General features: G+C 52.9%; 10 protein-coding genes. 6 read left to right on the top strand and 4 right to left on the bottom strand.

Translation table 11 applies throughout. The annotated features are described in order from the left end of the window. Nucleotides 1–9 precede the first annotated feature (9 nt). From AC0QH1_RS24185 to AC0QH1_RS24210, 6 genes are all read left to right on the top strand, one after another. Entirely contained in the window at nt 10–1,545 is a 1,536-nt protein-coding gene (locus AC0QH1_RS24185) for a 2Fe-2S iron-sulfur cluster-binding protein (RefSeq protein WP_324633955.1), read from the top strand. Nucleotides 1,546–1,842: 297 nt separating this feature from the next. Then, a complete protein-coding gene (locus tag AC0QH1_RS24190) occupies nt 1,843–4,092 on the top strand; it encodes a caspase family protein (RefSeq protein WP_324633956.1) in 2,250 nt (749 codons plus the stop codon). Nucleotides 4,093–4,205: 113 nt separating this feature from the next. Next, nucleotides 4,206–4,925 carry a pyridoxine 5'-phosphate synthase gene (locus AC0QH1_RS24195; protein ID WP_324633967.1) on the top strand — a complete coding sequence of 240 codons (720 nt, stop codon included), beginning with the start codon at nt 4,206–4,208 and terminating at the stop codon, nt 4,923–4,925. Beyond that, a complete protein-coding gene (locus AC0QH1_RS24200; RefSeq protein ID WP_324633958.1) occupies nt 4,922–5,863 on the top strand; it encodes a sialate O-acetylesterase in 942 nt (313 codons plus the stop codon). The genes AC0QH1_RS24195 and AC0QH1_RS24200 overlap by 4 nt, the downstream gene beginning before the upstream one ends. Nucleotides 5,864–5,966: 103 nt before the next feature. Then, a complete protein-coding gene (locus AC0QH1_RS24205; RefSeq protein WP_324633959.1) occupies nt 5,967–6,290 on the top strand; it encodes an MgPME-cyclase complex family protein in 324 nt (107 codons plus the stop codon). Between the two features lie 56 nt (nt 6,291–6,346). Then, nucleotides 6,347–7,018 carry a hypothetical protein gene (locus AC0QH1_RS24210; RefSeq protein WP_324633960.1) on the top strand — a complete coding sequence of 224 codons (672 nt, stop codon included), beginning with the start codon at nt 6,347–6,349 and terminating at the stop codon, nt 7,016–7,018. Between the two features lie 134 nt (nt 7,019–7,152). Here AC0QH1_RS24210 and AC0QH1_RS24215 read toward each other — a convergent pair whose 3' ends face one another. The 4 genes from AC0QH1_RS24215 to folD all read right to left on the bottom strand — a co-directional run bounded on the left by AC0QH1_RS24215 (nt 7,153) and on the right by folD (nt 9,731). Continuing rightward, entirely contained in the window at nt 7,153–7,608 is a 456-nt protein-coding gene (locus AC0QH1_RS24215) for a divergent PAP2 family protein (protein ID WP_324633961.1), read from the bottom strand. A 14-nt stretch (nt 7,609–7,622) separates the two neighbouring features. Next, entirely contained in the window at nt 7,623–8,549 is a 927-nt protein-coding gene (gene crtE, locus AC0QH1_RS24220; protein ID WP_324633963.1) for a geranylgeranyl diphosphate synthase CrtE, read from the bottom strand. Next, nucleotides 8,540–8,701 (bottom strand): hypothetical protein, encoded by a 162-nt coding sequence (locus AC0QH1_RS24225; RefSeq protein ID WP_324633964.1) that lies wholly within the window; start codon nt 8,699–8,701, stop codon nt 8,540–8,542. Before AC0QH1_RS24225 ends, crtE begins: the two co-directional genes overlap by 10 nt. Nucleotides 8,702–8,834: 133 nt before the next feature. Next, nucleotides 8,835–9,731: a bifunctional methylenetetrahydrofolate dehydrogenase/methenyltetrahydrofolate cyclohydrolase FolD gene (gene folD / locus AC0QH1_RS24230; RefSeq protein ID WP_324633965.1), complete on the bottom strand. Its 897-nt coding sequence runs from the start codon at nt 9,729–9,731 to the stop codon at nt 8,835–8,837. Nucleotides 9,732–10,157 lie beyond the last annotated feature (426 nt).

A 10,157-nucleotide genomic window follows, 5' to 3' on the forward strand; every position in this document is an offset into this window, starting at 1 on the left:
GTGAAGACAATGCTCAAACTAAAAATTGTCAACCAACAACAAGGCACTTTTACCGAACGGGAATTGAAACCGGAAAAAATGTTAAATCGCGAATGCGCGATCGGCAGACATCAAAGCTGTGCCTTAGTGTTACCCAGTCCCGAAGTGAGCCGGGTTCACGGGCGAATTATCTCTACCGAAACCGGATATTATTTTACCGATTTGGGCAGTTCTGTCGGGTCGAAAATTTACAATCAAGATGCACAAATTAACGAAATATATCTCATTAAACCCGGATGTGTGATTCAAATCGACCCGTTTTTACTCTGCATCCAAGGGGTGGACAAACCCCGAGAGTCAGCAGAAAATGTGCGGAAAATAATGACGCGCTGCGTGGGAATTATTGATGAAACACAGGATGTGAAGACGTTTCGATTGCAAAGCGAATCGGCGTCAGGGTTTGTTTACCAACCGGGTCAGTTTGTAACGTTAAATTTGCAGATTGATGGCAAATCCGTGCAGCGGTCTTATTCGATTTCTTCGTCTCCCTCGCGACCGCAAATTTTAGAGATTACAGTCAAGCGAGTTCCGCCGCCTGCGGATGTACCGGATGCGCCGCCCGGTGTGGTGTCGAATTGGTTGCACGATAATTTGCAAGTGGGCGATCGCCTAACTTTAAAAATGCCGTTGGGCAAATTTACCTGTGCGGATAATTGGAATGATAAACTGTTGCTAATTTCCGCCGGAAGTGGAATTACGCCGATGATGTCCATGTCGCGATGGATTTGCGATACGGAACAAAAACGGGATATCGTGTTTTTCCATAGTACGCGCACCCCGGCGGATATTATTTTTGCCTCTGAGTTAGAATTGATGGATGCCCGTCACCGGAATTTTCATCTGGCGATTACCACCACGCGATCGCAAGCAGGTTGCAGTTGGCCCGGATTTACGGGGAGACTCAATGAAGCGATGCTGCAATTAATCGCCCCCGATTTTCGCGATCGCACAGTTTACGTTTGCGGTCCGCATCCTTTTATGTCCGGGGTGAAAACTCTGCTCGAATCCCTGGACTTTCCAATGGCCAATTATTACGAAGAAAGTTTTGGATCGCCGCCGAAACGACCCCAACCTCAATCCCCACCGCCCCAAGCGAATTCCCCGGTGAAATCCCCCGAAAAAGGAAAGGGAATTTGGGGTTTATTTTCCAGCAGCAAAACCCCGGGTTCGGAACAAGCATCTGCCACTGAGGGGACGGCAAATTTTGCCTCAAAACCGGAAATTAATTTACCGCCATCCCAGTCGAATTCGATTTATTTTGCCGAGTCGAAACAGGAGATTTCTTGTAATGGCAAACAATCGATTTTAGAAGTTGCTGAAAATGCAGGAGTGGAGATGCAAAGCGCTTGTCGCAGTGGAGTTTGTGGGTGTTGCAAGGTGCGAAAACTGGAAGGGAAGGTGCGTTATGAGGGGTATCCGGAGGGGTTGGAAGAAGACGATCGCGATCGCGGTTACATTTTAAGTTGTATCGCCTTCCCAGAAGGACCAGTGGCGATCGAGGCGTAACCCGGGGGCGATCGCGCGCGCCACCCCCTTTGGCGCGATCGTGTTAAAACGGGAGAGACGCAGCGGTGTGCGTCTCTCCCGTTTTTATATCTGATAAGCAACTGACAATTTCCTCGCCAAAAATTGCGGTCGAGGGGAGGTTGGCAAAGGCGATCCCCCAGTTGCTAACCTGGAACAAACCGGGAGTTTCAAGATTTCCGGATAAAGAAATTCCCGAAAAGGCGGTACAAATGGTACAGATAGAGGGAAACTGGATAAGTTGAGCATTCAGACGAAATCGAAACCGGAATGAAAAGGGTGGCACTACTGATTGGCGTCAGTGACTATGAAGGGGTAGAGGGGGCATCCCTACCCCCATTACCCACGGCAAAACGGGATGTAGAAGCGATCGCGAAAGTGTTGCAGCAACCGGATAAGGGGGGATTTGACGAAGCGCAGGTGCAAACCCTCCTCGATCCGGATCTGCAGAGCATCCGGTTTGGCATCGAGACCCTGTTGCGCGATCGCGCCACGGAAGATTTGGTGCTGCTGTACTATTCCGGGCATGCGATCTCCGACGAAAACGGATCCTTGTACTTCGCCACCCGCAACACCGATTTGGCGAATCTCAGCGCCACAGCGGTAGCGGCGGACTTTTTGCAGGCACTCATGTACACCAGCGTCGCCCAGCAACAGGTGATTATTCTCGACTGCTACTTTAGCGGCGGAATTGGTTTGGTGGATATCAAGCAGCAATTGGGCGGATATGGAAAAGCAGTTTTAACCGGTTCGACCTTTTTTCAATCCCGCGACAGTCTTCACCCTCCCATCGCCCATCCGAATCCCGAAAAAAACTGCTTCGAGTATTCTGCCAAACAGAAAAGCACCGGATTGTCCACCTACACCCATTACTTTATCGAAGGAATGGAAACTGGTGCAGCAGACAGCAATAAAGATGGAATTGTCACCTTATTTGAATTGCACGAATATGCCAGCAGCAAAGTGCAAATGAGCGCCCCGGCACTGCAACCGGCGATTTACGCCCTGCCCGAAATCGGAAACATCCAAATTGCCAAAACCCCCACCGAGACGCCGCAACAGTTATATCGCCAAGCGGTGGAAAATTTTGTGCAGCGCAATAACGGGATGATTTCGTTATTGAATTTGAGAGCCTTAGATTTGCGAAGAGATAGTCTGGAATTGCATCAAACCGAGGCGGTAGACATTCAAGATGAGGTCTTAAAACCCTATCGCGAATACAAAGCGAAGTTTCAATTTTATAAAGAAGTGGTGCAAGCGGTCAAGCAGCTAGAAGACTTGCCCCCAAGTGCGGAAACCCAAAAAAGCTTGCAACATTTGCATCAGGATATTTTGGGACTGACGGATGTAGACGTCGCACCGATTGAAGCGCCGCTTTATCCTGACTCATCGCAAAGGCTGTATCAAATCCTGACCCTTGCCGCCGTACTCCTGACTGTCGGATTGATTGGGGGGATTTATGCGACTTTTAAATATATGATATCTCCGGCTCCCTTTTCCGAAACCGTGGAGCCGTCACAACCGACTTCCAAACCGACGCCGACGCCAGTGACCAAACCCGCGCCCCAACCAAGTCCCGCGCCCCAACCGCCTCCGGTACCTTCGCCGCCGCCAGCGGTGAAATTCCGCCTACCTCGCTCGGAACCGATAACTCTCACCGGTCATACCGAACCGGTGCAGGGGTTAGCCATCGACCCGCGATCGCGCTGGTTGATTAGTGGCAGTTGGGACAATACGATTAAAATCTGGGATTTGGAAACCGGCACCGAACGGCAAAATATCACAGAGCATACTAACTTAGTGCGAGAAATTGTCCTCGCGCCGAGTGGGGACAGATTTGCCAGTGCCAGTCAGAACGGCACGGTTAAGATCTGGAGACTCGATCCGGAGGCAGAAAATGCGATCGCCACCTTAGAGATGACCCTCAGCGGTCACAGCGGGCCGGTGTACGCGATCGCCTTCGGGCCGAGGGGAGAAACCCTAATCGGCGGCGGTGCAGACAACACCATCAAAATTTGGAGTCTCGAAACCGGGGCGGTTCTCTACAACCTCACGGATCATCGCGGCCCGGTGAGGGCACTGGCCCTCGGACCCGATGGCGAAACCCTCGTCAGCGGCGCGGGGGATAATACGATTAAAGTTTGGAACCCGAACACCGGGGAATTGCAAAAAACCCTCACCGGACATGAAGATTTAGTCAGAGCATTGGCGATCGCGCCGAATGGAAACACCCTCGTCAGCGCCAGTTGGGACGAAACCATTAAAATTTGGAACCTAAACACCGGGGAATTGCAAAAAACCCTCACCGGTCATACGGACAAACTGACCACTCTCGCCATTAGTCCGTTAGGGAATATTCTCGTCAGCGGGAGCGATGACAATACAATTAAAATTTGGAACCTGAAAACCGGCAAAGAGCTGCAAACCCTCACCGATCATGTGAGCGATGTGTTTTCCGTGGTTATTAGTCTCGATGGCAAAACCCTCGCCAGTGCCAGTTGGGATAAAACCATTAAAGTTTGGCGCTGAAAAGGCGCACAGATGAGAAAAAAGGCCATGCGCCAGGGGCATCCCTCGCGATCGCCCCAGTTTCCGATACAATGAAAACCGCAACATACACCCAGATGAGGAGACTACTGGCATTGCCTACACTCGGCGTCAATATCGACCATATTGCCACCATTCGACAGGCGCGGCGAACCGTAGAACCGGATCCCGTGGCGGCGGCGGTGTTTGCAGAATTGGGGGGTGCAGATGGCATCACGGTGCATCTGCGCGAAGATCGCAGGCACATTCAGGACCGCGACTTGCGCCTTTTGCGACAAACGGTCCGCACCCATTTAAACTTGGAAATGGCGGCCACCGATGAAATGGTGCAAATTGCCCTGGATGTCAAACCGGATTACGTGACCTTGGTCCCCGAACGGCGGGAAGAAGTGACCACCGAAGGCGGTTTAGATGTGGCCAGTCAGAGCGATCGCATGAAAACCGTGGTGGATACCTTGCAATCGGCAGATATCCCGGTGAGTTTATTTATCGATCCGGACAATGCACAAATCGAGGCATCTGTCAAGACCCAGGCGAAATTTATCGAACTGCATACCGGGCGCTATGCAGAAGCGAAAACCGAAGCCGATCGCGAACGCGAATTGGCGGTACTCGCCAAAAGCTGTACCGATGCGATCGCCGCCCGGTTGCGCGTCAATGCCGGTCACGGTTTGACCTACTGGAATGTCTATCCCGTAGCGAGCATTGTGGGAATGGAAGAACTCAACATCGGTCACACGATTATCGCCCGCGCCGCACTCGTGGGTTTAGAGCGCGCGGTACGCGAAATGAAACTCGCCATCCGTGGGGAATGATGAGAACACCGCCAACCCAAGCCGGTTTATGGTTACTGGTGGGTTTGGTGGTGGGTACCGCGATCGGGTTCGGAGTGGGGAATTGGCGCAGCGCCCTCCACTCCCCAGAGGATCCCCCGCCACCAGCAGCCACCGTTACCCCAGAGCCTCACCAAGGTGAGGTACCCTCGGGCGATCGCGGGAAATTGTCCTTATTTATTTTAGCCGGACAGTCCAATATGTCCGGGCGCGGCAAAATGCCTCCCTCGGGAACCCCCACCCATCCGCGCATTTTTCTGTTTGGTAACGATTATCGCTGGCATCTGGCAAGCGAACCCACAGATGATGCCACGAATCAAGTGGATTTAGTCTCGGAAGATAAAGCCGCCGGATTTAGTCCGGGGATGGCTTTTGCACGCGGGTTGTTAGAGCGCGGTTTTGAGCCGCCCATTGGGTTGATTCCCTGCGCGAAAGCGGGAACCGCGATCGCCGAATGGCAGCGATCGATGAGCGATCGCACCCTTTACGGATCCTGTCTCAAGCGGGTGCGCGCCGCCTCCACAATGGGAAAGATTGCCGGTCTGTTGTTTTTTCAAGGAGAAGCCGACGGAACGGATCCGCAAGCCGATTCGCAAGTCGAGCGCTCTCCCTACACCTGGGATCGGAAATTTACCGCCTTTGTTACCGATTTTCGCAACGACTTGGGGCTGCCCGATCTGCCGGTGGTTTTTGCCGAAATTGCTCCACACCCTAGCGGAGAACCCAACCCTTTCCGGCAGATGGTGAAAGCCCAGCAGCGCGGTTTAGAATTGCCCAATGGGGGGATGATAACCACCGATGGGCTAGAACAAAAACCCGACGATCATTTCACCACTGAAAGCTATCGAATCATCGGCGATCGCTTCGCCGAAGCCTTTTGGAAGCTGCAGCAACCCTCAAAAACCGACCGGGAAAAATGAGAAAAATTTGCAAAAAAAATCTACAGTTTTAATTTGAATCATCCAGGGTTTCCAGAATGTTGTACGATACTCGATCGGGACTTTTACGCTGAAAAAAAACACGATGACAACTTATCACTACCTTCTTGCGAGTCAAAAATTCTTGTTAGAGGAAGAACCCTTTGAGGAAGTGTTGCGCGAGCGCACCCGCTACTACCAGGAAAAGGAAAAAGAGATTGATTTTTGGTTGGTGAAACAACCGGCCTTTTTGGAAGCCCCGCAGATGGCTGAGGTGAAAGCCAAATGCCCTCAACCTGCCGTGGCGGTGATTTCCACCGATCCGCAATTTATTACCTGGTTAAAATTGCGATTGGAATACGTGCTGACCGGGCAGTTTGAGGCTCCGAGCGAATCCATTCGAGATCCCTTGGCATCTGTGGCACAGTAAGGAAAGGCTACGGCATTGTGCCGACAAGTCATTGATATCCACCACCCAGAACAGCCATGCGTCACAACTTCCCCCTTCCGAGGCTCGCGCGTCATTTTCTCCGTTCTGCTTTGCTCAGCGCGATCGCTTTGACATTTGTGCAGGTTTGTGCTAAAGCTCAATCCACTTATCCGCCGTGCGAACCGCCCCTCGCCGACGAGTATCTGGTTTTAGTGGAGACGGAAACCCCCGCACAGATAGAGGAAGTGCGGGATTTGCTGCGCGGAAGCATCAACGCCACGGTATGTAATTATTTAGACGAAACCGTCACCCGGATTGGCGGTTTCGATGGTTTCGCGGTGGCGAACGAATGGGCGCAATATCTAAGTGGGAATTTGGGGATAGCCGCATTTGTGGCGCGTCCCCCCGGTGCAAATCCGGCAGAGGTTGTGTCCCCCTCGCCAAATCCCAATTCCCCGTCCTACAATCCGGAACCATTGGGAAGCGGCTATGCGGTGTTGGTGGATTTTTTCAATAATCCCCAAGTGGCTACACAGTTGCGGGAATTTTTGGACAAAGAGATTGACTTAGTGTCTTATGGGCAGCGCCCGTATTTGTTAGCCGAGTACACGCAGAACCAAGGAAAGGCGAATCGAGTATTGCAGACCCTCAGCGATCGCGGATTTTGGGTTACGGTGGTGGATAGCCGCAACGTGATTTTGCTCGACACTGCCGTGCGCGGACAATAAAATGGAAAGGGAAATTGGAAAAGGGATTTTGGGTGAAGTTTTCAAGCACAACCGCCACCCTTTATCCTTTATCCACTCCCTTCAATCGGTTCTGGTTCCCCCCCCCTCAATTCGATCGACCCTTCCCGGGAAATTCAATAACTCTGACCGGCCATCCATGCGATCGCGATGCCTAAAAGCGCGCCGACGATCACTTGAAACGGGGTATGTCCGAGCAGTTCCTTGAGACGATTTTCGTTAAATTCGTGGTCTTCTTGAAAAATCTCATCCACGATTTGGTTGAGAATGCGCGCTTGTTTCCCCGCCGCTTGGCGCACCCCCGCCGCATCGTACATCACGATAATGGCAAAAATCGTCGCTAAAGCGAACTCGGTACTGTTCCAGCCCACCGTTTGACCGATGCCGGTTGCCAAAGCTGTTACTAGGGCAGAGTGGGCGCTTGGCATCCCCCCGGTTTCCACCAGTACGCGGAAATTGAACTTGCGATTGCGCGCCAGTTCGATAATTAACTTAGTGGTTTGAGCCAGCAAACAGGCGAGGGTAGCAACCAGCAGCACGCGGTTGTCGATGATAGTGCCGATCTCGTGCATGGTGTGAAGCACCTTTAATTACTGCGGGTGGTGATGAAATCCGCGATCGCGATTAAAGGAATCGCGGGTGTGCCAAATTCAGCCAGTTCGGCTTTCGCGTCTCGAACTAACTGTTGCGCTTGGTGGTAGGATTCTTCGAGTCCCCAGATACTCGGATAAGTGGCTTTTTGGGCTTGCAAATCTTTGCCGGCGGTTTTGCCCAACTCTTCCTGAGTTTTTGTAATATCGAGGATGTCATCGATAATCTGAAACGCCAAGCCGATATTTTGCGCGTAGCGAGACAGATGCTGCAATTGAGCCTCTGTCGCCCCGCCCAACATTGCCCCACAGACCACACAAGCTTCTAACAATGCCCCGGTTTTGTGGGTGTGAATGAAATGCAGGGTTTCCTCAGAAATATCCGACCGGCCTTCAGATTGCAGGTCAACAACTTGACCGCCCACCACTCCTTCGGCACCAAAGGCACGGGCTAAGCGGGCGATCGCGGCTAATACGCGCGGGGCGGGCACGTTTTCGGTGTAGGTGGCGATCGCTTCAAAGGCATAGACCAACAGGCCATCGCCGGCGAGAATGGCGATGTCTTCACCATACACCTTATGATTGGTCAGCTTACCGCGACGGTAGTCGTCATTATCCATCGCCGGCAGGTCATCGTGAATTAACGACATGGTGTGAACCATCTCCAGGGCGCAGGCGGTGGGCATCGCCATCTCCACCGTCCCCCCGATCAGTTCGCAACTCGCCAGACATAGAATCGGTCGCAAGCGCTTGCCCCCGGCGAGGAGGGAGTAGCGCATCGCTTCATAGATTGTCTCTGGCGCTTTTACCGGCAGATAATCATCCAGTGCGGTTTCTACCAGGGCTTTTCGTTGTGCTAAATAGGCTTTGAGGTCAAATTCCGATTCCTTTTGCGGGAAATCCGTCTGATTGGTCAAGACCATCCCTTCCTCCCTTGTACTTGCGATCTCACCTGCTGCTCGTCGGTGGGCGATCGGCGCGTCTCCTTGGCCTGTTGGTCGCCGCAGGGGTCTGCCCCGATCGCCCACCCTTGGTAAACAAAGCTCGGAATTCTCAGTATGCCAGCTTTTGGCAAGATTCTGAGCCGAGATTCAATTCTCCCCCTATTCTACGGGTCAGCGGTCGTTTGCCGATCCCGATTTTTTCGGGGGTGACTCACGGCGGCGGGGTTGCGTTTCCGCCATTGAGTTCATTCCCCGAGTCTCGGGTCATCCTTCCAATCCGAGGCGATCGCTGTAACTATCCACCGTATTTTGCAGCAGCATGGTCACTGTCATCGGTCCCACGCCACCGGGGACGGGGGTGATATATCGCGCCACTTCTTTCACTGCATCGAAGTCCACATCCCCGGTAAGGGAGGACTTGCCGAAGTAGTCCGTCACCCGGTTGATGCCCACATCCATGATGACGGCCCCGGGTTTGACCATTTCGGCGGTAATCAGTTCTGGGCGTCCCACCGCAACTACCAGGATGTCGGCACTGCGAGTAATGGCGCTTAAGTCGGGCGATCGCGAATGGGCCATCGTCACGGTGGCATCTGCCTCGAGCAGCATCAAGGCGATCGGTTTGCCGACTAAAATGCTGCGCCCGACGACGACGGCTGTTTTGCCTTTCACCTCGATGTCGTAGTCTTGCAGCAAGCGCATCACCCCGAGGGGGGTGCAACTGCGTAAACTCGGTTCGCCACGTACTAATCGTCCGAGGTTCACCGGGTGCAGTCCATCTACGTCTTTATCGGGATGGATGCGATTGATGGCGGCAACCGGGTCGATATGGGGGGGTAGGGGTAGCTGAACCAAAATCCCATCTACGCGATCGTCTTGGTTGAGGTCGTCAATCGCCTGTAGCAGCTCTTCTTCCCGGGTTTCGGTGGGAAAATGCCGCCCGTAGGAGTCGATTCCCACTCTGGCACAGGCTCGCTCTTTGCCTCGGACGTATGATGCGGAGGCGGGGTTGTCCCCTACCATCAGCACCGCAAGTCCGGGGGGACGAGTGGCTTTGGTTTGCAAACCCTCTACCCGCGATCGCAGTTGGCTTTGGGTTTTTTTGGCGACGGCTTTCCCGTCTAAAATTAAGGCAGTGTTATCTTCGATGGAGTCGGACATAGCAAAAGGGCGTTGAGTCTTTGGCAAGGTGTACTCTAATGGCACTCACCTTGCATCGCCTTATTAGTTTCTCATAACAAGTTGCTTTTCTTCTCCGAACCGGCTCGTCTTTACAATTCCCCCTATTTTCACTTAAGTTTTTCACATAAATCCCCCTCTCCTCCACCTCGTTCCCAGGCTCAGCCTGGGAACGCCCACCCGAGCCAGAGCCTCGTTGCCCTTGACCCTAACTCACTTAAAAAAGTAAGTAGGGTGGGCATTGCCCACCACCAATCACATAGGTGATAAGCAGCCGCGCGAAAAAGCGCGATCGTCACCGAAACCCAGGGGCGAATCTTATAATCCCCAAATTTTTACCGAGAATCGGCGTAAAGCCCCCGGATTTATCCGTGGGGATATAAGCCGAGCGACTGACCCCCGGTCCCC

This window comes from Phormidium sp. CCY1219, from assembly GCF_055795085.1.